Raw genomic sequence first — 24,262 nt, 5'->3', positions numbered from 1 at the left:
TTCTCCGATTAACTTTCAACGAAGGCGAGTTTTTCTTTTAATAAGAACAACTCACCTAACCTAATTACCAAGTTTGTGTCGCTTTGAATTTCTCAATAGCTTCTTTCAAACTTGCTTCGATTTCACCGTTGAAGTTACCAGTTGCATTAATATCTTTCATAAGATCAGCATTTGTGCTGTTTATGTAAGAGATTAGCGCTGCTTCAAAGTCTAAAACTTTAGAAACGGCGATGTCCTGTAAGTAACCTTTTTCAGCAGCAAACAAAGATACACCCATGTCAGCAATAGACATTGGAGCATATTGTTTTTGCTTCATTAACTCAGTAACACGCTCACCATGCTCTAACTGAGCACGTGTTGCGTCATCTAGATCAGATGCAAACTGAGAGAAAGCTGCTAATTCACGGTATTGCGCAAGAGCTAGACGGATACCACCACCTAGTTTCTTGATAATTTTCGTTTGAGCTGCACCACCAACACGTGATACCGAGATACCTGCATTTACAGGAGGACGGATACCAGCATTAAACATGTCTGACTCAAGGAAGATCTGACCATCTGTAATCGAGATTACGTTAGTCGGTACGAACGCAGATACGTCGCCAGCTTGAGTTTCAATGATTGGAAGTGCTGTTAAAGAACCAGTTTTGCCTTTAACTTTACCTTCAGTGTAACGTTCAACATAAACATCGTTTACACGAGCAGCACGCTCTAATAAACGAGAGTGAAGATAGAAAACGTCACCTGGGTATGCTTCACGTCCTGGTGGACGCTTAAGTAGCAATGAAATTTGACGGTAAGCAACAGCTTGCTTAGACAAATCATCATATACGATAAGTGCGTCTTGACCGTTATCACGGAAGTATTCACCCATAGTACAACCAGAGAAAGGCGCTAAGAATTGTAGTGCAGCAGATTCAGAAGCAGTAGCAGCAACAACGATAGTGTTACCTAACGCACCGTGCTCTTCTAACTTACGAACCACGTTAGCAATAGTAGAGGCTTTTTGGCCAATTGCTACGTATACACATTTAATGCCTGAATCTTTTTGATTGATGATTGCATCAATTGCCAATGCAGTTTTACCTGTTTGACGGTCACCGATGATTAATTCACGTTGGCCACGACCAACTGGAACCATGGCATCAACAGATTTATAACCTGTTTGAATAGGCTCATCTACTGATTGACGTTCGATTACGCCTGGTGCAATTTTTTCAACTGGTTCAAAACCAGCTGCGTCGATTGGACCTTTACCATCGATTGGCTCACCTAGTGTATTTACTACGCGGCCTAATAAACCTTCACCTACTGGAACTTCTAAAATACGACCAGTTGATTTTACTTTTGTACCTTCACGTAGATCCGCATATGGACCCATTACTACCGCACCTACAGAGTCGCGCTCTAGGTTTAATGCGATAGCAAAACGGCTACCAGGAAGTTCGATCATCTCACCTTGCATACAAGCTGCAAGTCCATGGATGCGAATAATACCATCAGTTACTGATACGATAGTACCTTCGTTACGAGCTTCGCTGACAACGTCAAACTTCTCAATACGTTTCTTGATCAGTTCAGCGATTTCAGTTGAGTTAAGTTGCATGCTCAAATCCCCAATTACGATTGTAATGTATGTGATAAACGTTCTAACTTGCCGCGAATTGTTGCATCAATAACGGTATCGCCCGCTTTAATTAACAAACCACTAACAACAGAACTATCAATATTACAATTCAGCTTAATTTTGCGTGCTAGACGTTTTTCTAAAGAAACAACCAATGATGATTGGTGTGCTTCACTAATTTCAGTTGCTGAAGTCACATCGACCTCAATCTCATTCTCATACAGTGCTTTTTGTTCTTCGAACAAATCAACAACTGCAGGAAGAGCAACTAAACGTCCATTTTCGGCCAATACTTTAATAAAGTTTTGACCTTGTTCATTCAGTTGTTCACCACATACTTTGACAAATAAGTCAGAAGTAACTTCTGGTGAATGAGAGCCTGCTAAATAGGCTTTGATGTCTTCGTTTGAAGCAACTTGTGCTGCAAATTCCAACATCTCATGCCATTGCGTAACGGCTCCGCTTTCAACAGCGAAATCAAACGCAGCTTTAGCGTAGGGACGAGCTACTGTAGTCAATTCAGACATTTGCTCTATTCCTCTGCTTATAGTTCTGCAACTAGTTTATCTAGGATGTCACTGTGGGCAGCAGCATCAATATGACGCTCTAAAATTTTTGCTGCACCAGCTACTGCTAAAACAGAAACTTGTTGGCGAAGATCTTCTTTCGCACGGTTGCGCTCAGCGTCAACCTCGGCATAACCTTGTGAAATAATTTTTTCACGTTCGTCATGACCTTTTTGCGTTTCTTCATCAACAATCTGTGTTGCACGCTTTTTCGCTTGTTCAATGATTTCAGCGGCTTGAGCTTTAGCTTCTTTAAGCTGCTCGGTCGCTTTCTCTTGAGCAAGTTCTAAGTCTTTCTCAGCGCGTTCAGACGCTGCAAGACCATCTGCTATTTTATTTTGGCGTTCTTCGATAGCACCGTTTAATGGTGGCCACACATATTTCATTGTGAACCAAACAAAAACGATAAATGCGATAGACTCGCCTAATAGAGTGGCATTTAGATTCATTACCGCTCTCCTTACTTATTTAATACTATTGTTCGAATGAAAATGAGTGATTAAGCAAGTACGAATAACATGTATAACGCGATAGCTACACCGATCATCGCGATAGCGTCAATAAGACCCGCTACGATGAACATTTTTACTTGTAGCTGAGGTGCTAGTTCAGGTTGACGTGCTGCAGATTCTAGGAATTTGCCACCTAATAAACCGAAACCGATAGCAGTACCAAGTGCGCCTAGGCCGATTAGTAGAGCAACAGCAATAAATAACATATGTATCTCCAATTTTTATGGTTAATGTTTAAAGTTAAAGTAAATTTTTATAGGGCTTCCTGCCCATATCCAAATGGATAATTAAATCTTTGTAAACTGTTTTACTAATTAGTGATCTTCATGCGCCAAGCTTAAGTACACAATGGTTAACATCATGAAAATAAATGCTTGAAGTGGAATTACTAACAAGTGGAAAGCGGCCCATATGAAGTGAGCAGGCAATTGCCATATACCCATAAGTCCTGCAATCAATATAAAGATAAGCTCACCAGCATATAGGTTACCGAATAAACGTAATGCTAATGACATAGGTTTAGCAATTAATGCAATGACTTCCAATATAAAGTTAAACCAGTACAACCAAGGGGTATTGAACGGGTGAGCATAAAGCTCTTTCATGAATCCGCCAAAACCTTTAATTTTTATCGAGTAGAAAATCATTAATACAAACACACCCAGAGCAAGTGCTGCTGTCATGTTTAAATCTGTAGTCGGTACTACCTTCATATAAATATGAGAGTTACCTGAAGCGATAGTTTCCCACGATTCACCACCAATTAATGCAGCTGCAGTAGGTAACCAATCAACAGGAATGATGTCCATAAAGTTCATTAACAATACCCATACAAATATGGTTAACGCTAATGGAGCTATTAATGGATTTTTGCCATGGAAAGTGTCTTTCACACTGTTCCCAACAAACTCCACGATCATTTCAACGAAACATTGAAATTTTCCTGGAACACCAACGGTTGCTTTTTTTGCAACACTGCGAAAAGAAAGGATGAAAACCAAGCCTAGAAGAATTGACCATGCCAACGTATCAACGTGCCATGTCCAAAAGCCTTCGCCCACTGACGCATTGGTCAAGTGGTGCTTGATGTAACCCTGAGTAGTGAGTTCACCAGCCATTGTTTATTTTCCCAAAAGTTTAAAGTTATTAAAAAATTATCGATTGTAAAAACTGACTTAATTTTGCGATTAAAAACCCTATAAATAACACCGGAAATATAACCGGTACGGTTTTAATAACAGCAATAAACATAGCGCCAGTTAACATTATTTTAACGGTTTCACCTCGGTAAAATGATGCAGCTACCATTTGTAACTTGCGAGCACCGGTAAAACGAAACGCATATAATGTAAATACAACTGAAGGGATAACATCTAACAAAACACCAATAAAAAATGATTTGCCCGCTAAATTATCCCATGTAAATCCTATAAAAACTGATATCAGTAACCCAATTAAGAATTGCCACATCAAAAACTTGAAGGCTTTTTGCCGATTTGTTTTTGTTATGTGTTGTACCAAAAATCAATTTCCTAAATATTTTATTTCATGCTCAATGCAGCATGATTGTTTGCCTAGACTTAATTCAAATAGATGACAATTTTTAACTCGTCACATTTTCTAGGCTCAAAACTGGCGAAATTATACGTTTATGTCATTAATTTGCAACTATTAAGCACGTTATAACTAAGCGTTTAAGGTTGAAAATTTATAGCCTGCACAAACTTTTACTATTGTCTTTCAGTTTTATGACGGCTTATTAATCTAAGCTGTCATTTTATAATCAAACTCTTAACAATTTATTGATATTTTAGATCTAAAGTTTATAAAAAAAGCCAACATTGTTGGCTTCTTAATTTATTAATTTTGTTAAGGACTGAGATGAGAGATAATCCCATCTAATTCATCTAAAGATGAATAAGAAATGACTAATTTCCCCTTACCTTTTCGATTGTAAGAAATATCAACTTTAGCACCTAACTTTTCAATCAGCTGTTGTTCTAACAATTTAACGTCATGATCTTTATCAGCGGGTACTTTTTCTTTAATACCATCGGTAATACTGTTAACTAACTTTTCGGTTTCTCTAACCGTCAATTCTTTTGCTACAACTTTACGAGCCGCTAATATCTGTTCATCGCCAGACAAGGCTAATAATACTTTTGCGTGACCAAACTCTAAATCACCATGTTCCATTAATGTCTTAACATCATCTTCTAATTTGTTTAAACGAAGATAGTTAGTAATTGATGTACGTGACTTATCTACTGCGTCAGCAACTTCTTGATGTGTTAATTCAAACTCATCTTGTAAACGTTGTAATGCAATGGCTTCTTCCATTGCATTTAAATCTTCTCGTTGAATATTTTCAATTAAAGCTATTGCAACGGCTGCTTCATCTGGCACATCTTTGATAATACAAGGCACCAGATCTAACTCTGCTAATTGAGCGGCACGCCAACGACGTTCACCTGCAATTATTTCATAACTATCGTCTTTTAATGGACGCACAACAATAGGTTGAATAATACCTTGTGAACGAATCGATGATGCTAAATCATCAAGCGCTTCTGGAGACATGTCTTGGCGAGGCTGATATTTACCAGGAACAAGCTGCTCTATTGGTAATTTAGATAACCCCGTTTTAGCTTCTATTTCACTGGCGCTTAAAATAGCTTCTGAGTTTTCAGCTGTTGTATTTTGGTTGGATTGATTTGAAAGTAGGGCATCTAAACCTCTACCTAACCCACGTTTTCGTGCAGACATAGTGTTCCTTTGAAATTTTATGCAGCTTTTATTTTATTCGAACGTCGAAGCATTTCACCGGCTAATGCTAAATACGCTTTTGCACCAGATGATGATTTATCATAATACATAACAGGTGCACCAAAACTAGGCGCTTCTGCTAATCTAACGTTTCTTGGAATTACAGTTCGATAAACTTTATCGCCAAAATGATGTTTTAACTGTTCAGAAACATCATTAGCTAAACGATTTCTAGGGTCATACATAGTTCGTAATATCCCTTCAATTTTTAAATCTGGATTAACAACACTCGCTAGTTGAGAAATAGTATCCATTAATGCAGTTAACCCTTCTAATGCATAATATTCACACTGCATAGGTACAATTACAGAATCAGACGCGGCCATCGCATTAACCGTTAACATATTCAGTGAAGGCGGGCAGTCTATGAATATATAGTCATAGTTATCTTTAACTTTAGCCAATGCATTTTTAAGGCGTAATTCTCTGCCATACATTTCCATCATTTTTACTTCAGCAGCCGTCACGTCTCCATTGCCTGCGATTAAGTCAAATCCACCAGATGTTTCTGTGATTATTATTTTTTCAGGTGGTAAGTCGTCAACCAACAAATCGTAAGCGCTATATTCAACATCATATTTATCAACGCCAGATCCCATGGTTGCATTACCTTGAGGATCAAGATCGACTAATAATATTTTACGTTTTGTCGCAGCCATAGACGCTGCAAGGTTAACTGCAGATGTTGTTTTTCCAACACCACCTTTTTGATTGGCTATTGCTATTATTTTTGCCACTGTATCCTCAGTTCTAACTAACGTTTTTCAATAAAACGAGATGTCTTTCACCATCTAATTCAGGAACAAGCAATGTATGAACTTGTTTAACGGTTACAAAGTCAGGTAATTGATCGATTTCTTGCTGATCTAATTGACCTTTTAATGCGTAAAATAATCCATCTTTCGCAACTAAATGATGACTCCAATTTACCATATCAGAAATAGAGGCAAAGGCTCTACTTAATACTCCAGCGTATTGACCTTGATGATCTTCAACTCTACTTTGTAGTGGAGTAACGTTATCTAACTTTAATTCATGTTTTACTTGAGTAATAAAACGAATCCGTTTCCCTAATGAATCTAATAAAGTGAACTCTAACTCAGGGTTAACGATTGCCAATGGAATACCTGGTAATCCAGGTCCAGTGCCAACATCTATGAATTTATTATTGATATCTGAAACTTCAGATAAGTGAGGACTTACAACTAAACTATCAACTATATGTTTTACTAACATTTGTTCAGGCTGACGAACCGACGTTAAGTTATATGCTTTATTCCATTTATTCAAAAGTCCAACATAAGCGACCAACTGGTCAAGTTGTTGTTCATTAACTTGTAAATCTGTTTTGGCAATTAACTTAGCTAATTTAGCTTTTAACATAGAGTGATAGTTTCAAAATTTGGTCAATTATCGCAAAAGTATAACTAGCAAAATGTGTCATACCTAGTGTTAATTTTAAAAACTTTAATTTGCTTTAAAAACGAACGCGTTACGCTGATTTACGTAACGCCCCTTGTTTTTTAAGATAAACCAATAATAACGAAATTGCCGCAGGCGTAATTCCAGATATTCTTGATGCTTGACCTATTGTATCAGGGCGTGCATCTTCTAATTTCGCTACGACTTCGTTAGACAAACCACTTACTGTAGAATAATCAAAGTCTGCCGGAAGAATAGTCGTTTCATGGCGTTGTAGTTTTTCAATCTCTTGCATTTGACGATCGATATAACCTTGATACTTAATTTGTATTTCTACTTGCTCTGCAGCTTGAACATTATCGCAAGCAGGACCAATACCTTCTATCTTCATAAGGTCGTCATATCTAACTTCAGGTCTTCTCACTAAATCTTCTAAACTTGCTTCACGAGAAATTGGACTTTTAAGTAATGAATTTACTTGTTCGAGTGAAACATGATCTTTATGGATCCAAGTTGATTTTAATCGTTGCTTTTCAGTCGCGATTTTTTCTACTTTTTCATTAAATAGTTGCCAGCGTTTATCACAAACTAAACCTAATTGACGCCCGGTTTCAGTTAATCGTAGATCTGCGTTATCTTCCCTTAACATCAAACGGTATTCAGCTCTACTTGTAAACATACGATAAGGTTCTTTAGTACCTAAAGTTGCAAGATCATCGATTAATACACCGATATAAGCTTGGTTTCTGGTTGGGATCCATTGATCTTTTTCTTGTGAGCGTAATGCTGCATTCGCACCTGCAATTAAACCTTGTGCAGCGGCTTCTTCATAGCCTGTGGTACCATTAATTTGACCGGCAAAGTAAAGCCCATTTATAAATTTAGTTTCTAATGTTTGTTTTAAATCTCTAGGATCAAAATAGTCATATTCAATCGCGTAACCTGGGCGAGTTATATGTGCATTTTCGAACCCTTTGATTGATCTTACTAATTCTATTTGTACGTCAAAAGGTAAACTTGTTGAAATTCCGTTTGGATAAACTTCATGTGTTGTTAGTCCCTCAGGCTCTACAAATATTTGATGTTGATCTTTATCTGCAAAACGTACAATTTTATCTTCAATAGATGGACAATAACGAGGACCTATTCCTTCAATTACACCTGAATACATTGGCGATCTATCAAGTCCTCCACGTATTATATTGTGTGTATTTTCATTGGTATACGTTATAAAACAAGGGATCTGTTGAGGATGCGTATTTTTTTCACTTATGTAAGAAAAATAAGGCGTTGGAGTATCACCTTGTTGCTCTTGCATAACAGAAAAATCAATAGTTCTTGCATCTATTCTTGGTGGAGTGCCTGTCTTTAAACGATCGACTCTAAATGGTAATTCTCTTAATCTATCCGCTAATGCGATTGATGGAGGATCGCCTGCTCGGCCACCAGAATGGTTTTCTAAACCAATATGTATTTTTCCACCTAAAAATGTTCCAACCGTTAACACTACTGATTTTGCACGAAATTTTAACCCCATTTGGGTTACAACACCGACAACGGTTTCGTTTTCAACAATTAAGTCATCACATGACTGTTGAAATATTTTTAAATTAGGTTGGCTTTCAAGTGTTTCTCTAATAAAAGCTTTGTATAAGATCCTATCAGCTTGAGCTCTAGTTGCTCTTACTGCTGGGCCTTTTGATGAATTTAATGTTCTAAATTGTATCCCACCAGCATCTGCTGCTAGACCCATTATTCCGCCTAGGGCATCAATCTCTTTAACTAGATGACCTTTGCCTATCCCGCCAATAGCTGGATTACATGACATTTGACCTAATGTATCAACGTTATGGGTCAACAAAAGCGTATTTTGTCCCATTCTTGCAGAAGCAAGTGCCGCTTCTGTTCCAGCGTGTCCACCACCGACTACGATCACATCAAATTGTTCAGCAAAGATCATTTATACCTCGAAATACTTTTAACCAATTCTTAATAGGGATTTAGTAAAGATCCTCTAAAAAAGGGCGCGTATTCTATCTTTCTTTTTACTGGAATGAAACGGTTATTTTTTATTCAGAACATATGTAATTCCTTCATGTCCTTGCTCTTATATATATAAGATCTTTTTAAAGATCTTTTATTATTTCTACTATTAACTTCCCGTATTTTGTTAGTAACTCTTATTTTCCTTATTAATTCATAGAGTTAATTAGATCATATGTTGTGATCATTCTTTGATCTAAATGGGTTAAACCTGCATATAAATATAGGGTTTATCCACAAGCACTTTAGCCTTGATAGTTATATTCTGGATATGTCCAGTTAGATCATAGGATCTTAACGATCTTATACACACCGTATATTAAAAACACTAATCTTGTGTGGATAATGTGGATAAGCTGAGTACTTGATGTGAAAAGGTTATTTGTTGTACTAAATATGAAGTGTGATGTGAGTAACAATTAAGATCCAAAATATTGATCGGATCTTAATAATATTACGTTATTTAATTAAATAAGATCCGAAATGCTTGGTATATATTGGATTAACCACTCTATTACTATGTCTTCAGGCATGTCAGCATCCATAGCATCAACCTTTAACATAGGGGTGATCATAGTCATATTAGCCGATAAAAATAGATCATTGATGCTGATCCCTGCTTGGCAATATGTGTCGTAACTTGAATCACCTAATGCGATGATCATTGCTTTTTGACTTGATAAATCCGAATTACTATTAGTCACACTTTGTGTAAATTGGTGTAGGTTATGTGGGATATCTCCAGCTCCATGCGTAGAAGTAATTACTATCCATAGAGGTGATGGTATTAGTTGCTTTAAAACAGGCTCTAACGTTATGCAGGCTTGTATATTATTGCTTGTTAATAGTTCCAGTACTTCATCCGCTACAAACTCTGCTGTGCCTGTTTCGGTTCCTACTATTATATTGATCATTTTTCTGTTCCTACATTACTGGTAATACGTAAATGGATATTATTTGCCAATACAAAACGAACTGAATATTCGACCTAATAAATCATCAGAGCTAAATTCACCTGTTATTTCATTTAGGTGTTGCTGTGCAATGCGTAACTCTTCTGCCAAAATCTCACCAGCTGTATAAGATTGTAATTGGTCTTTACCTGTTAGTAAGTGATTGTAGGCAGCTTCTAATGCATCAAGATGGCGGCGTCTTGCCATAAATGTACCTTCTGTCGTTCCTTGGAACCCCATTGCTTTTTTAAGATGAGTTTTTAATTCTTGTATGCCAATGTCATGTTGTGCCGAAATTGATAATACGGGTACTTCACCATCGATGTAGATTTTTTGTTTATCTAACTCCACTAAGTCAATCTTGTTACGAATTATGGTAACAGACATATCTTTTGGCAGTTTGGCCATAAATTCTGGCCAGATAAGTTTAGGATCTAAACTATCGTTTTCACTCGCATCCACCAGCAATAATACTTTATCAGCTGAGTTTATTTCTTGCCAAGCTCGTTTAATACCTATTTGTTCTACTTTATCAGGGCTTTCTCTAAGACCCGCTGTATCGAAAATATGTAACGGCATACCATCTATGTGAATATGTTCTTTTAACACGTCACGAGTAGTTCCTGCTATCTCTGTCACAATTGCAGAGTCTTTACCAGACAAGGCATTTAATAATGACGATTTTCCAGCGTTAGGTTTTCCAGCAATAACGACCTTCATACCTTCACGCATGATGGCACCTTGTTTAGCCTGATTTTGCACAGTGACTAAATAGTCGATAATAGCTAACAAGTCATTTTCAACTTTGCCATCGGATAAGAAGTCTATTTCTTCATCAGGGAAATCTATCGCGGCTTCAACATATATTCGAAGTCGGATCATTTGTTCAACAAGTTGATGGATTTTATTAGAAAACTCACCTTGTAAAGATTGCATAGCTGATTTTGCTGCTTGTACTGATGTACTTTCAATTAAATCAGCAATAGCTTCAGCTTGGGCTAAATCTATTTTGTCATTTAAAAATGCTCGTTCTGAAAACTCGCCAGCACGAGCTAATCGAATACCTTCTATTTGTGTGATTTGTTGTAACAACATATCAACAATTACAGGTCCACCATGGCCTTGTAGTTCTAGGACATCTTCGCCAGTGAATGAATTTGGCCCCTTAAAAAATAAAGCGATGCCTTGATCTAATAATTCACCATCTAAAGAATTAAACGAGAGGTAATCTGCATATCGTGTTTTAGGACACTTACCTAAAATTTTGTTGGCAACTAATACTGCTTTGGGACCCGATACTCTAATTATGCCTACGCCACCTTTTCCTGGGGCAGTGGCTTGTGCAGCTATAGTGTCATTTGAATAAGCTAGTACGGTCATTGAAGTATCTCTTTGAATTTAATGCAATAAAAAAGGTGACTGGATAGTCACCTTTAATTTTAACTTAATTTTAGAAAACAGTTCAGAACTTTTATTAAACCGCTTTCTATCAGTTATTTTTTAGCTGCGTTTCTCTTATCTATATTACGATAAATGATCAACATTTGGATGATGGATATTACGTTTGATACAAACCAATATAAAACCAATCCAGCAGGGAACATGATAAAGAACACTGAGAATATAACCGGCATCCACAACATCATTTTTTGTTGCATAGGATCTGTTGAAGGTGTTGGTGATAACTTCTGCATTAAGAACATAGAAGCACCAAATAACGCTGGCAAGATGTAATATGGGTCAGCAGCAGATAGGTCTGAAATCCATAAACCAAATGGTGCATGACGTAACTCAACACTTTCTAGGAATACCCAGTACAATGCTAAGAAAATAGGCATCTGTAGAATTAGTGGTAAACACCCACCCATAGGGTTTACTTTTTCTTTTTTGTACAACTCCATAGTGGCTTGGCCAAACTTCTGACGATCATCACCAAAGCGTTGTTTTAATTGTTCCATTTTTGGTTGTAATGCACGCATTTTAGCCATTGATTCATATTGCTTTTTAGTTAATGGGTACATTAACGTTTTAACAAATATTGTGATCAATATAATTGCGATACCCCAGTTACCCACAACACCATAAATAGTGATTAGTAATGAGAATAACATTTGACTGATGAACCATAAAAATCCGTAATCAACCGTTAAATCTAATGTTTCGTGGATATTACCTAGCTCTTCTTGATTTTTAGGACCTGAGAATAATGTTGCTTTTGTTTCTACAGTTTCACCGGCATTTATAACAATCGCGGGTGATTTAACACCTATAATGGCAGATTGGTTATTACCTAATACTCTAGAATAGATGTTATTTTGTTGATCTTTTGCTGGTACCCAAGCACTTACAAAGTAATGTTGGATCATGCCAATCCAGCCACCAACGGTATTTGTATTTAGTGACTTATCAGCCATGTCTTCAAAATCATAATGCTCATAAGACTCATCAGCTGTAGAGTAAGCTCCACCACGGTAGGTAGGCATCATCATACTTTGTTCATCACCAGCGACATCTTGTTTTAACTGATAGAAAGGTTGAACTTCTAAAGCTTTAGAAGATGTATTCTTAACATTAAATGTTACATCGATAGAATGTTTATTACGTTCAAAATAAAAAGTTTTAGTAACTTCTAAACCTTCTTTTGATACATAAGTCATTGGAATGACTAACGCGTTGTTTTCTAAAACCCATTCCGTTTTTTCTACTTTATAGATAGGTCGACCTTCACCTGAAGCATCAGGTCCATTGCGGCCTATTAAACCCGATTGGGCAACGTATACATTAGGTTTTTGCGATAACAATACAAACTTATCAGCAGACTTATGTTCAGCGTCATGTTTTAGCAAAATAGTTTTAACTACATCGCCACCCTTAGTGTCTATTTGTACTTCAAACGCGTCTGTGGTAACAGTAACCAAATTTTGTGTTTGTTGTTGAATTGGAGTCTCTATTACCTGTGAACTTGTTGATGAAGGTAAATCATCATTTGAATCACTAGAAATAGGTAAAGCGGAACCAACTGCATTATTTACCGTTTGTTCGGTTTGCGCTGGTGCTACTTGAGGATTTGGGGAATAGTCAACTAACCATTGTTGATATAACAAAAAGCTTACTAATACTAAACCAATAACTAAAAATGAACGTTGCGATTCCATAGAGCTTAATTCTCTTTTTTTCTATGTTTGATTGAGGTGAATTTGGTACAGGATCAAATCCACCTTGACTAAATGGGTGACATCTTAGAATACGTTTTAAACTAAGCCAACTACCTTTTATAGAGCCATGGTGATTTAACGCATCAATAGCATATTCTGAACAACTTGGATAAAAGCGGCATTTAGCTGGAAACCAAGGGCTAATTGCCTTTTGGTAAACCCTTATTATTTTTTTAAGGATTGTTCGCAGCGTAGAGCTATTTTTTTCCATAATTTGTTCAATTGTTTATGCAGATGTTTATTGTCTGCTTCACCTATTTGGTTTCTGGCAATGACCACTATATCAATATTGGGCAAATTATGTTGATTTAAACGAAAGCTATCGCGAATAATTCGTTTAATTCTATTTCTGCCTACCGCTGTTTTTTCTTTTTTCTTAGCAATAGTCAATCCAATTCTAGGATTATCTAGATCATTAAATTTGGCTAATATTGTGATGTGATCAGAAACTGCTTTAACTGGGTGGTCAAAAACGCGGGAAAATTGAGAGGGAGTTACAAGGCGTAACTCCCTTGGAAAAGTATTACTTTTCACTATTATGCAGAAAGACGAGCACGTCCTTTAGCACGACGACGAGCTAAGACAGCACGGCCGTTTTTTGTTGCCATACGAGCACGGAAACCGTGACTACGTTTACGTTTTAGAACGCTAGGTTGAAATGTACGTTTCATATTAAATCCATCCGATCGGTTTAACTAATTAATGTAAATATCCCGCAGGTCGCGACCCCTGCAGGGCCCCAAAAAAGGACGGCGAATAATATAGATAGATGGAATAATAGTCAACACAATCATTCCAAAAAACAGAAAATAACAAGATATACACAATTTTGACTGATAATTACTGTGTATTGTGTATAACTTCACTGTTTTCACTACTTTTTGTTCACAATTAAATAGTCAATATTTATCCATTAAATATTAGGCGTAACTCAAATATTACATACGCTGAATCTTATAAATAGCGGCTAATATTTTAATTGTAGTTTATTCATATTCTTTGTTGAGTTTGTGGATAAATCTAAGGCATAATAGCAAATGCTTTTACGCCCATAATAATTATAACCGTACATCATATTAGGATAATCAGTGTATCAATCACTTTGGCAAAGTTGCTTGCAAGTACTAGAGCAAGAATTAACTCTGCAGCAGTTCAATATGTGGATTCGCCCACTGCAGTTACATAGCTCAGAAAAGCTAATTACTCTGTATGCGCCAAATAGATTTGTATTAGATTGGGTTCGTGATAAATATATGGCGCGTATTACAGAATTGTTAAACCAATTCGGTGACGCTTCTAATATCCCGAGTATTAATTTTGATGTTGGATCTAAAATAGTTAACGCGCCAAGTAATCAAGCGCCTGTTGCACAACAACCTGTCTCAAATACATCTAGCACTGTTTCACCTTCAAGAATTACCCCTGTTCAAAATACTCCAGTTCGTACCAGCCATAAATCTAATATTAATGAGTCTTATACATTTGATAGTTTTGTAGAAGGTAATAGTAACCAATTAGCGCGTGCAGCTGCTATGCAAGTTGCTGATAATCCAGGAAATGCTTACAACCCATTATTTTTATATGGTGGTACTGGTCTAGGTAAAACTCACTTATTGCATGCTGTCGGTAATGGCATTATGGCCAACAAGAAAGATGCAAAAGTGGTCTATATGCATTCAGAACGTTTTGTACAAGACATGGTGAAAGCACTTCAGAATAATGCCATTGAAGAATTTAAACGTTACTACCGTGGCTTAGATGCTCTATTAATAGATGACATACAATTTTTCGCTAAGAAAGATCGTTCACAAGAAGAGTTTTTTCATACCTTCAATGCTTTGCTTGAAGGTAACAAACAGATAATTTTAACATCTGATCGTTATCCAAAAGAGATTGATGGTGTTGAAGATAGACTTAAAAGTCGATTTGGTTGGGGATTAAATGTACCTATTGAGCCACCAGAGTTAGAAACTCGAGTCGCTATATTGATGAAAAAAGCACATCAAAGTAAAGTTAAAATACCAGAAGAAGTTGCCTTTTTTATAGCAAAAAGGTTGCGCTCTAATGTTCGAGAGTTAGAGGGTGCGCTGAATAGGGTGATAGCGAATGCTAACTTCACAGGCAGACCAATTACGATTGATTTTGTAAAAGATGCATTGAGAGACCTTCTTGCATTACAAGATAAGTTAGTCACTATTGATAATATCCAAAAAACGGTCGCTGAATATTTTAAAATTAGAGTGGCTGATATATTGTCCAAACGCCGTAGTCGTTCAGTGGCAAGACCAAGACAAATTGCTATGTCATTAGCTAAAGAATTAACTAACCATAGTTTGCCAGAAATTGGTGATGCTTTTGGTGGCCGAGACCATACAACCGTTCTACATGCATGTAGAAAGATCAAAGAATTAAAAGAAGAGAGTCACGAAATAAAAGAAGATGTTCAAAACCTGAACAGAATCTTGTCTTCGTAGTGGGAATAGACAAATGCATATAATAATTAGTAAAGAAGCATTATTAAGACCGTTAACTTTAGTATCTGGTGCAATTGAACGTAAACATACGTTACCGATACTATCCAATGTCTTAATAGAAACGTCATTAGAAGAGGTAAAGTTCACCGGCACAGATATGGAGGTTGAATTAGTTGCTTCTGCTGTACCTGGAAATGTTATTCAAGCTGGTGCGATTACCGTTCCCGCTAAAAAGCTATTTGATATCTGTCGTTCATTACCTGATAACTCTGAAATTGAGTTTAAAGTTGATGGTCACTCTGCTGTGGTCAAGTCTGGAAAAAGTAAGTTTAGCTTATCAACTTTACCGGCAAGTGATTACCCTAATCTTGAAGAATGGTCTAGTTCTGAAAAAATAGAACTTACACGTCATGCACTTAGAGCATTAATTGAAAGTACACACTTTTCAATGGCTAACCAAGATGTTCGTTATTACCTCAATGGTATGTCTTTTGAATTAGAACCAAACTTGATCAGAACCGTATCAACAGATGGACACAGATTAGCCTTAGCACAACAATCTATTGTTAATGGGCTAACAGAGCAAAGACAAGTGATCGTGCCACGTAAGGCTGTTCTGGAGATTATTAGGCTATTAGAAGACGACGATGCTGTAATCCAATTGCATATTGGTTCAAATCATATTCGTATTGAAGAACAAAACTTTATATTCACGACTAAATTAGTTGATGGACGTTTTCCTGATTATCGTCGAGTACTTCCTCAAGGTGGAGATAAAACCATCGTTGCAGATAAGTCCATGTTAAAAGAAGTATTCCAACGCGTTTCTATTTTATCTAATGAAAAATTTAAAGGCGTTCGTTTAAATCTTTCTAATGGTGAATTATTAGTTTCAGCTAATAACCCTGAACAAGAGCAAGCTGAAGAGTCTGCTGTGGTAGATTATACCGGTGATTCATTAGAGATTGGGTTTAATGTTTCTTACATGATCGACGTTTTGAATAATATAAAAACAGATACAGTTAAAATTATGTTAGCGGACTCAAATAGTAGTGCGTTAATTGAAGGTTATGATGACGGCTCTAGCTTGTACGTTGTCATGCCAATGAAACTTTAATTTTATATTAATGCTGATATCCCAACTTAAGATATTCGGATTTCGGAATATAGAAACAGCAAGTTTAAATACAAATAAAAGAGTTAACGTTTTTTACGGAAAAAATGGCAGTGGCAAAACAAGTATTTTAGAAGCTTTGTTTTTCCTCAGCCGAGCTAAGTCATTCAGAACGAGTAAAAAAGGCGAGTTATTAAGGGATGGCAGTTCTTTATTAGCGGTTAGTGCAGATTTACAGCAACATTTAGAGACTCATAAATTAGGTATTGGGCTAGAAGGAAAAGGAACTACCAAGTTAAAGTTAGATGGTGAAGTGGTAACAAAACTATCACAGGCCTCTATTCTTTTTCCTACACAGCTAATTACACCTGAGAGTTTTGATATCTTTTGGAGCTCACCTAAAGCACGTAGAAGCTTTTTTGATTTTGGCTTGTTCCACGTGGAACATGAGTTTCAAAATGAGTGGAATGTATATAGCAAAATATTGAAACAGACCAACGCGTTACTGAGACGTGGTGGGGTGAACCAAAAGGAATTACTTTATTGGTATAGGGGACTTGTTGAGTCGGCCAATAAAATTGATCATTTTCGAGAGTTGTTTTTAGAAGAACATTTCTCGAAAGCAATCAAAGAGTTAGCTCTTGAATTAGAGCATAATGAAAAAACGGATTTGTTAAAAAACTTGTTAATGCGCTACAAGAAAAAGCGTTTGAACAAGAAATATCTGACGATAGTTTGTTAAAACAAATTGAAAAAGATATTAAATATAAACAAGTTGGTTTTGGGCCGAATAGGGCTGATTATTTGTTTTTAAGAGATGGAGAAGACATGTCTAGTCGTCTATCAAGAGGACAGGCAAAGATGCTTTTTTATCTATTAGTTGTTGCTATGGTTAATATAATTAAACAAACAACTAAGAAAAATATTTTGTTATTGGTTGATGATCTACCTTCAGAAGTAGATCAACAAACAAGACAAACGATGCTGGAAATGCTTTTACATTCCCAAGCTCAAATTTTCGTTACAGGGATAGAGAATAATATTGCAATGGAATTTATGAATTACACAGATTCTGTCAACGTGTTCCACGTGGAACATGGAACCGTCAGACAAGAGAGTATGGAGCAGCTATGTCCGTAGAAAATGATTATGATTCAGCCAGTATTAAGGTCTTAAAAGGCCTTGATGCGGTTCGAAAACGTCCGGGAATGTATATTGGTGACACTGACGATGGTTCAGGCTTACACCACATGGTATTTGAAATTCTTGATAACTCAATCGATGAGGCCTTAGCGGGTCATTGTACGGATATTGTTGTTAAAATTCATTTAGATGGATCCGTATCCGTAAGAGATAATGGTCGTGGTATCCCAACTGAAATTCACCCTGAAGAAGGTGTTTCAGCTGCTGAGGTTATCATGACGGTACTTCATGCCGGTGGTAAATTTGGTGGTGATGACTCTGGTTATAAAGTATCAGGTGGTCTTCACGGAGTTGGTGTATCAGTTGTAAATGCATTGAGCGACAAACTAGTGTTAAATGTTCGTCGTGAAGGTAAGTTACATGAACAAGAATATCACTTAGGTGAACCAGTAGCACCTTTAGCGGTAGTTGGTGAAGCGTCTGAAAATGGAACTGAAGTTCGTTTTTGGCCAAGCCCAACAATATTCTCTGACGTAAAATTCCACTTTGATATATTAGTAAAAAGAATTAGAGAGTTATCATTCCTAAACTCAGGTGTCTCTATTCGTATTATTGATGAGCGTGAAGAAGATAAAAGCGAACACTTTTATTTCGACGGTGGTATTAAAGCATTTGTTGATTATTTAAATACAAACAAAACACCAGTAAACCAAGAAATATTCTATTTTAATCTAGAAAAAGATGATGGAATTATGGTTGAAGTTGCGATGCAGTGGAATGACTCATTCCAAGAAAATATTCTTTGTTTTACAAATAATATCCCGCAACGTGATGGTGGTACTCACTTAAGTGGATTTAGAGGCGCATTAACACGTACTCTAAATAACTACATAACCTCTGAAGGTCTGAATAAAGGCAAAGGTAAGAGCAAAGGTGCACTGGAAGTATCAGCCAGTGGTGATGATGCTCGTGAAGGCTTAACTGCAGTAGTATCTGTAAAAGTACCGGATCCTAAATTCTCATCTCAAACTAAAGATAAGTTGGTTTCTTCTGAAGTTAAAAGTGCAGTAGAACAAGCGATGGGTGAAAAACTACAAGATTACCTTGTTGAAAACCCAGCGATTGCAAAACTCATAGTAATGAAAATTATAGATGCTGCTAGAGCACGTGAGGCGGCACGTAAAGCACGTGAAATGACACGTCGTAAAAGTGCACTAGATATCGCAGGATTACCTGGTAAGCTCGCTGATTGTCAGGAAAAAGATCCTGGTAAGTCGGAACTATATATAGTGGAAGGGGACTCTGCTGGCGGTTCAGCCAAGCAGGGACGAAACCGGAAAAACCAAGCTATATTGCCTCTAAAAGGTAAGATCTTAAACGTAGAGAAAGCTCGTTTTGATAAAATGATTTCTTCTCAGGAAGTTGGAACGCTGATCACTGCATTAGGTTGTGGTATTGGACGTGACGAATATGACCCTGAAAAATTACGTTATCATAATATCATCATCATGACCGATGCCGACGTGGATGGATCACATATCCGTACATTGTTATTAACTTTTTTCTATCGTCAAATGCCAGAACTTGTTGAACGTGGTTATATATACATTGCACAACCACCGTTATATAAAGTAAAGAAAGGTAAACAAGAACGTTATATTAAAGATGATGAAGTTTTAACAGAATACTTAACTACATTGGCACTTGAAGGCAGTACTCTACATTTAAGTTTAGATGCACCGGCGGTACATGGTTTAGAACTTGAAAAACTATTAAGACAATATCATTTAGCAGAATCTAGTTTAAATAGATTGGCTAAGAAAATTAATCCTAAAATATTATCTGGGTTAATGTTCCAGAAATCATTATTATCATCTCAATTAGATAATGAAACTAATGTTGTAAATTGGATAGAAAGTTTCACCAATTATTTAAATGAAAAAGAAACAGAAGGTGTAAATTACACGCCATTAACGGTATATGATGAAGAACGTAAACTTACATTACCTAAAATTCGTGTAAGACAGCACGGTGTTGATCGTGATTATACATTTACCAAAGACTTTATTGATTCAACGGAATATAAAAACGTAATCGAAATTGCGAACATTAATATGGATCTTCTTGAAGAAGGTGCATATGTAAGCCGCGGAGAAAAACGTTTACCAATCGAACATTTTGCTGAAGCTGTAGAATGGTTGATGAAAGAATCTAAGCGAGGTCTGTATATTCAGCGTTATAAAGGACTGGGTGAAATGAACCCGGAACAATTGTGGGAAACTACAATGGACCCTGAACAACGTCGTATGCTACAAGTAAGAATTGAAGATGCCATAGCATGCGATCAATTATTTACTACCTTAATGGGTGACCATGTAGAGCCTCGAAGAGACTTTATAGAAAGAAATGCACTTAAAGTGGCTAACTTAGACGTATAAGTTAAATACACGTATTAAAAAAGCCTATCAGTTAATAGCTGCTAGGCTTTATTACGTTTAAGATAGTACTAAATTCAATGAATAGATTAACTTACAAGGTTCAATAGAACAGAGTTATGAGTAAATATAATATAAATACATTTCAAGGCCTTATCTTAGCTTTACAAGATTATTGGGCTAGGCAAGGCTGTGTGATTATCCAACCACTTGATATGCAAGTGGGGGCCGGTACATTTCATCCAATGACGTTTCTACGTTCATTAGGTCCAGAACCTATGAGCAGCGCATATGTACAACCATGTCGACGACCGACAGATGGTAGATATGGTGAAAATCCTAATCGTCTACAACATTACTATCAATTCCAAGTTATGTTGAAACCTTCACCAAAAAATATTCAAGAATTGTATTTAGGTTCTCTTGAAGAATTAGGTTTAGATACATTAGTCAATGATATTCGTTTTGTAGAAGACAATTGGGAATCACCAACTTTAGGTGCTTGGGGATTAGGTTGGGAAGTTTGGTTAAACGGAATGGAAGTAACTCAATTTACGTATTTCCAACAGGTAGGTGGTATTGAATGCTCACCAGTGACAGGTGAAATAACTTACGGCCTTGAACGTCTAGCAATGTATTTACAAGGTGTTGATAGTATATATGACCTTGTATGGACAGACGGCCCATTAGGAACCGTTACTTACGGTGATGTTTTCCATCAAAATGAAGTAGAACAATCAGCATATAACTTTGAACATGCTGATGTTGATGCGTTATTTGTCGAGTTTGATCAAGCTGAAAAAGAAAGCCAAAAATTGATTGACGCTGGGTTAGCCTTACCTGCGTATGAGCAAGTTATGAAAGCATCACATGCATTTAATATGTTAGACGCAAGGCATGCTATATCAGTTACAGAGCGTCAGCGTTATATATTACGTGTTCGTAGTTTATCCAAAGCCTGCGCTCAAGCTTATTATGATGCTAGAGAACAGCTTGGTTTCCCACTTTGTAAAACTAATACGTCTGAAGTTAAGGCAAAATCATGATTAAACAGAACTTATTAATCGAACTTGGGACGGAAGAGTTACCGCCAAAAGCACTTAAAAAGTTAGCAGTTTCATTTTGTGAAAATTTTGAAGCTCAAATCAAAAGTGCAAATTTAGCATTTGATTCTATTGAATGGTTTGCTGCTCCAAGAAGGCTTGCATTAAAAGTACACAACTTAGATGAGCAACAAGCTGACAAAGAAGTAGAAAAGCGTGGTCCTGCTATTTCATCGGCCTTTGATGCTGATGGTAAGGCAACAAAAGCAGCACAAGGTTGGGCAAGAGGTTGTGGCATCGATGTAAGTGAAGCAACCCGTCTTAAAACTGATAAAGGTGAATGGCTGCTACACATCGCCAAAGTGAGCGGAAAAAATATCAGTGAATTAGTTGAAGGATTTATTGTTCAAGCATTAAAACAATTACCAATTAATAAACCGATGCGCTGGGGAGCAGGAAGTGAAGAGTTCATACGCCCAGTTCATAACTTAATCGCATTATATGGTGACACTGTGTTGCCAGCAAAAGTCTTAGGCTTAACGTCTAGCAATCAAGCACAAGGGCATCGCTTTCATCATAAAGACTTAGTGACGATAACGCACGCAGATAACTATCAACGTGAATTAGAAGCGGCTTATGTTATGGTCGATTTTAATCAAAGACAACAAACTATTAGCCATCAAATGGCGACAATTTGTGAACAAAATAATGCTAAAACAATTGAAGATAATGACTTGTTAGATGAAGTTACTTCTTTAGTTGAATGGCCTGTGGCGTTAGTTGGTACTTTCGAACAGCGTTTCTTAGAGGTGCCACCAGAAGCGTTAATTTACACAATGAAAGATGACCAAAAATATTTTCCATTATTAGACGTAAACGGAAATTTGTTACCTAAGTTTATTTTTATATCGAACATTGAAAGTAAAGACCCACAACAAGTTATTTCTGGAAATGAAAAAGTCGTTAGACCGCGATTGGCTGATGCTGAGTTTTTCTATAATACAGATAAAAAACAGACACTTGAGTCACGTTTAACCAGTTTAGATACTGTATTATTCCAAAAACAATTAGGTACTCTTAAAGATAAATCAGAACGTATTGCAAAATTAGCTGGTCATATCGCTAGTCAAATTAATGCAGATGTATCCTTGTCAGAACGTGCAGGTTTATTATCTAAAACAGATTTAATGACTGAAGTTGTTATGGAATTTACCGATATTCAAGGTGTAATGGGTAAATACTATGCGTTAAACGACGGTGAAGATGTAAAAGTAGCAGATGCTCTATATCAACAATACATGCCTAAATTTGCAGGTGATGAGCTTCCTACTTCAATGGAGGCATGCTCTGTTGCGCTAGCTGATAAGTTTGATAGCTTAGTGGGTATCTTTGGTATAGGTCAGCACCCAAAAGGGGATAAAGACCCGTTTGCTTTGAGAAGAGCGGCAATAGGTATTATTCGTATCTTAATAGAAAAAGAGCTACCTTTAGACTTTAAATCAATTGCAGAATTCAGTGCCGATCTGTTTGGTGACAAGTTATCAAATGATAATGTTATCGAAGATGTAATCGACTTTATGTTAGGGCGTTTCAGAGCACATTATCAAGAGCAAAATATCAAAGTTGAAATGATCCGAGCGGTTGAAGTAAAACGTCCGACATCTGCGTTAGACTTCGAACGTCGCCTAAAAGCCGTGGTGAATTTTGCACAATTAGATACCGCAGTTGCTTTAGCTGCAGCAAATAAACGTGTAAACAATATCCTAAGCAAAAATGGACAGAGTGAATTTACTAAGATAGATGAAGCATTGTTAGCAGATATTGCCGAAATAAACTTAGTAAATAAATTAAATTCTATTTCTGGTTCGGTTAATGCAAGTTTTGATACTGGTGATTATCAAGCAGGCTTAAATCAGTTAGCTGAATTAAGAGAGGTAATCGATTCATTTTTTGATGATGTGATGGTTATGGCTGATGATGTCGCAGTGAAAAATAATCGTTTAGCCATACTAGGCGAATTACAGCGTTTATTTATGTTTACTGCAGATATTTCAGTTCTATAATGTAGTTCTCAGAATATACAAACATGATAAAAGCCAGTTAACCTGGCTTTTTTTATATCTAAAGGCCCGAAGGTAAGTTTATGAAAAATATGGTTTTATTGATATTGGTTAGCATATTGATGGCATGTAGCAGCAAACCAAAAGATATGTACTCAGATTTATACCTACGTTCAGAGTTTACTTGGTGGGAAGCAAAATCTGAGTATAAGTTTAAACCAATAGCAGACACTACAAATAAAATTGTAACGACGAAAATAGAAGCTGACGGGAACCCATATCATATTAAGGTTGCTGATAAACAATGGTCAAAAAACAAAAATTGCGGCTATAAAAAAATAGAAGACAGGAAGGTGGTATTAGGAAAATGGTTAGAACTTGATTGTACGTATGATTTTGAAAAGCTAAATTCAACACCTATTCAAAAACCTTTGGAATTAAAGCCAAAAGAAACAGGTTATTATACATTTATACTAAAAATGTCGACTACAGGCCCAAGTCATATTCAAATAAATAAAGTAGAATCCTTCGATAACCTAAATTAACTTTGCTTTTTAATTAAAAAATAAAATGGTGAACTTTCAATAAACTGCTCAACTAAGTCATGTCCCATAAAGCGACAAAAAGAAGGAATATCTCTTACTGTGGCGGGATCATCGGCAGTGATCAATAGCGTTTGTCCTAACTCCATGGCTCTAATTGATTTTCTAACCATCATAACTGGCTCAGGGCAACGTAGACCTAAAGCATCTAATGTTTGATCTGAGGATATATTTTCAGGGTTAAAACTCATTATAAATTCCGGTAGAAGTTCATAATACAATTTTGA

At 36.6% G+C, this 24,262-nt stretch carries 25 protein-coding genes; 8 read left to right on the top strand and 17 right to left on the bottom strand.

Annotated features, from left to right (window positions below):
• Positions 1-64: 64 nt before the first annotated feature.
• From atpA to rpmH, 16 genes are all read right to left on the bottom strand, one after another.
• A complete protein-coding gene (gene atpA / locus RT723_RS04325) occupies positions 65-1,606 on the bottom strand; it encodes a F0F1 ATP synthase subunit alpha (protein ID WP_216055396.1) in 1,542 nt (513 codons plus the stop codon).
• 14 nt (positions 1,607-1,620) lie between these two features.
• A complete protein-coding gene (gene atpH / locus RT723_RS04320) occupies positions 1,621-2,154 on the bottom strand; it encodes a F0F1 ATP synthase subunit delta (RefSeq protein WP_216055397.1) in 534 nt (177 codons plus the stop codon).
• 17 nt (positions 2,155-2,171) lie between these two features.
• Positions 2,172-2,642, bottom strand: a complete 471-nt coding sequence (gene atpF / locus RT723_RS04315) for a F0F1 ATP synthase subunit B (RefSeq protein WP_216055398.1) — start codon at positions 2,640-2,642, stop codon at positions 2,172-2,174.
• Between the two features lie 50 nt (positions 2,643-2,692).
• The gene (gene atpE, locus RT723_RS04310; protein ID WP_105051295.1) at positions 2,693-2,911 is read right to left on the bottom strand and encodes a F0F1 ATP synthase subunit C; all 219 of its coding nucleotides are present in this window, start codon (positions 2,909-2,911) and stop codon (positions 2,693-2,695) included.
• 108 nt (positions 2,912-3,019) lie between these two features.
• Positions 3,020-3,823: a F0F1 ATP synthase subunit A gene (atpB, locus tag RT723_RS04305; RefSeq protein ID WP_216055399.1), complete on the bottom strand. Its 804-nt coding sequence runs from the start codon at positions 3,821-3,823 to the stop codon at positions 3,020-3,022.
• A gap of 28 nt (positions 3,824-3,851) precedes the next feature.
• Entirely contained in the window at positions 3,852-4,175 is a 324-nt protein-coding gene (locus tag RT723_RS04300; RefSeq protein WP_315946001.1) for an ATP synthase subunit I, read from the bottom strand.
• Between the two features lie 399 nt (positions 4,176-4,574).
• The gene (locus RT723_RS04295; RefSeq protein WP_315946000.1) at positions 4,575-5,471 is read right to left on the bottom strand and encodes a ParB/RepB/Spo0J family partition protein; all 897 of its coding nucleotides are present in this window, start codon (positions 5,469-5,471) and stop codon (positions 4,575-4,577) included.
• Positions 5,472-5,488: 17 nt separating this feature from the next.
• Entirely contained in the window at positions 5,489-6,268 is a 780-nt protein-coding gene (locus RT723_RS04290) for a ParA family protein (protein ID WP_216055402.1), read from the bottom strand.
• A gap of 13 nt (positions 6,269-6,281) precedes the next feature.
• A complete protein-coding gene (rsmG, locus tag RT723_RS04285) occupies positions 6,282-6,914 on the bottom strand; it encodes a 16S rRNA (guanine(527)-N(7))-methyltransferase RsmG (RefSeq protein WP_216055403.1) in 633 nt (210 codons plus the stop codon).
• A gap of 109 nt (positions 6,915-7,023) precedes the next feature.
• Positions 7,024-8,913 carry a tRNA uridine-5-carboxymethylaminomethyl(34) synthesis enzyme MnmG gene (mnmG, locus tag RT723_RS04280; protein ID WP_315945999.1) on the bottom strand — a complete coding sequence of 630 codons (1,890 nt, stop codon included), beginning with the start codon at positions 8,911-8,913 and terminating at the stop codon, positions 7,024-7,026.
• A gap of 550 nt (positions 8,914-9,463) precedes the next feature.
• Positions 9,464-9,910: a flavodoxin domain-containing protein gene (locus tag RT723_RS04275; RefSeq protein ID WP_315945998.1), complete on the bottom strand. Its 447-nt coding sequence runs from the start codon at positions 9,908-9,910 to the stop codon at positions 9,464-9,466.
• Positions 9,911-9,949: 39 nt separating this feature from the next.
• A complete protein-coding gene (gene mnmE, locus RT723_RS04270; RefSeq protein ID WP_315945997.1) occupies positions 9,950-11,329 on the bottom strand; it encodes a tRNA uridine-5-carboxymethylaminomethyl(34) synthesis GTPase MnmE in 1,380 nt (459 codons plus the stop codon).
• A gap of 113 nt (positions 11,330-11,442) precedes the next feature.
• Positions 11,443-13,104, bottom strand: coding sequence for a membrane protein insertase YidC (yidC, locus tag RT723_RS04265; protein WP_315945996.1), 1,662 nt, complete (start codon positions 13,102-13,104; stop codon positions 11,443-11,445).
• Entirely contained in the window at positions 13,028-13,375 is a 348-nt protein-coding gene (gene yidD, locus RT723_RS04260; protein ID WP_428983593.1) for a membrane protein insertion efficiency factor YidD, read from the bottom strand. Before yidD ends, yidC begins: the two co-directional genes overlap by 77 nt.
• Complete coding sequence (rnpA, locus tag RT723_RS04255) at positions 13,330-13,698, bottom strand: ribonuclease P protein component (protein WP_216055409.1); 369 nt, start codon at positions 13,696-13,698, stop codon at positions 13,330-13,332. Before rnpA ends, yidD begins: the two co-directional genes overlap by 46 nt.
• 2 nt (positions 13,699-13,700) lie before the next feature.
• Positions 13,701-13,835: a 50S ribosomal protein L34 gene (rpmH, locus tag RT723_RS04250; RefSeq protein WP_105051306.1), complete on the bottom strand. Its 135-nt coding sequence runs from the start codon at positions 13,833-13,835 to the stop codon at positions 13,701-13,703.
• Positions 13,836-14,252: 417 nt separating this feature from the next.
• Here rpmH and dnaA point away from each other — a divergent pair, with 417 nt between their 5' ends.
• The 8 genes from dnaA to RT723_RS04210 all read left to right on the top strand — a co-directional run bounded on the left by dnaA (position 14,253) and on the right by RT723_RS04210 (position 23,978).
• On the top strand, positions 14,253-15,638 hold the full coding sequence (gene dnaA / locus RT723_RS04245; RefSeq protein ID WP_216055410.1) for a chromosomal replication initiator protein DnaA: 1,386 nt from the start codon (positions 14,253-14,255) through the stop codon (positions 15,636-15,638).
• Positions 15,639-15,651: 13 nt separating this feature from the next.
• Positions 15,652-16,755 carry a DNA polymerase III subunit beta gene (gene dnaN / locus RT723_RS04240; RefSeq protein WP_216055411.1) on the top strand — a complete coding sequence of 368 codons (1,104 nt, stop codon included), beginning with the start codon at positions 15,652-15,654 and terminating at the stop codon, positions 16,753-16,755.
• 10 nt (positions 16,756-16,765) lie between these two features.
• Positions 16,766-17,494, top strand: coding sequence for a DNA replication/repair protein RecF (gene recF / locus RT723_RS04235; protein WP_315945995.1), 729 nt, complete (start codon positions 16,766-16,768; stop codon positions 17,492-17,494).
• Positions 17,488-17,892 (top strand): DNA replication/repair protein RecF, encoded by a 405-nt coding sequence (locus RT723_RS04230; RefSeq protein WP_315945994.1) that lies wholly within the window; start codon positions 17,488-17,490, stop codon positions 17,890-17,892. Before recF ends, RT723_RS04230 begins: the two co-directional genes overlap by 7 nt.
• Positions 17,883-20,333: a DNA topoisomerase (ATP-hydrolyzing) subunit B gene (gyrB, locus tag RT723_RS04225; RefSeq protein ID WP_315945993.1), complete on the top strand. Its 2,451-nt coding sequence runs from the start codon at positions 17,883-17,885 to the stop codon at positions 20,331-20,333. The genes RT723_RS04230 and gyrB overlap by 10 nt, the downstream gene beginning before the upstream one ends.
• 116 nt (positions 20,334-20,449) lie before the next feature.
• Positions 20,450-21,376, top strand: a complete 927-nt coding sequence (glyQ, locus tag RT723_RS04220) for a glycine--tRNA ligase subunit alpha (RefSeq protein WP_315945992.1) — start codon at positions 20,450-20,452, stop codon at positions 21,374-21,376.
• On the top strand, positions 21,373-23,436 hold the full coding sequence (gene glyS / locus RT723_RS04215; protein WP_315945991.1) for a glycine--tRNA ligase subunit beta: 2,064 nt from the start codon (positions 21,373-21,375) through the stop codon (positions 23,434-23,436). The genes glyQ and glyS overlap by 4 nt, the downstream gene beginning before the upstream one ends.
• 80 nt (positions 23,437-23,516) lie before the next feature.
• Positions 23,517-23,978, top strand: coding sequence for a hypothetical protein (locus RT723_RS04210; protein WP_315945990.1), 462 nt, complete (start codon positions 23,517-23,519; stop codon positions 23,976-23,978).
• On the opposite strand, the gene tusA is transcribed toward RT723_RS04210, so the two are convergent.
• Positions 23,975-24,226 carry a sulfurtransferase TusA gene (tusA, locus tag RT723_RS04205; protein WP_216055417.1) on the bottom strand — a complete coding sequence of 84 codons (252 nt, stop codon included), beginning with the start codon at positions 24,224-24,226 and terminating at the stop codon, positions 23,975-23,977. The two genes, RT723_RS04210 and tusA, sit on opposite strands and share 4 nt — an antisense overlap.
• Between the last annotated feature and the right edge of the window lie 36 nt (positions 24,227-24,262).

Origin of the sequence: Psychrosphaera aquimarina (genome assembly GCF_032461525.1) — a bacterium.
GTDB lineage: Bacteria > Pseudomonadota > Gammaproteobacteria > Enterobacterales > Alteromonadaceae > Psychrosphaera > Psychrosphaera aquimarina.
This window is presented reverse-complemented; position numbering and strand designations above follow the sequence as displayed.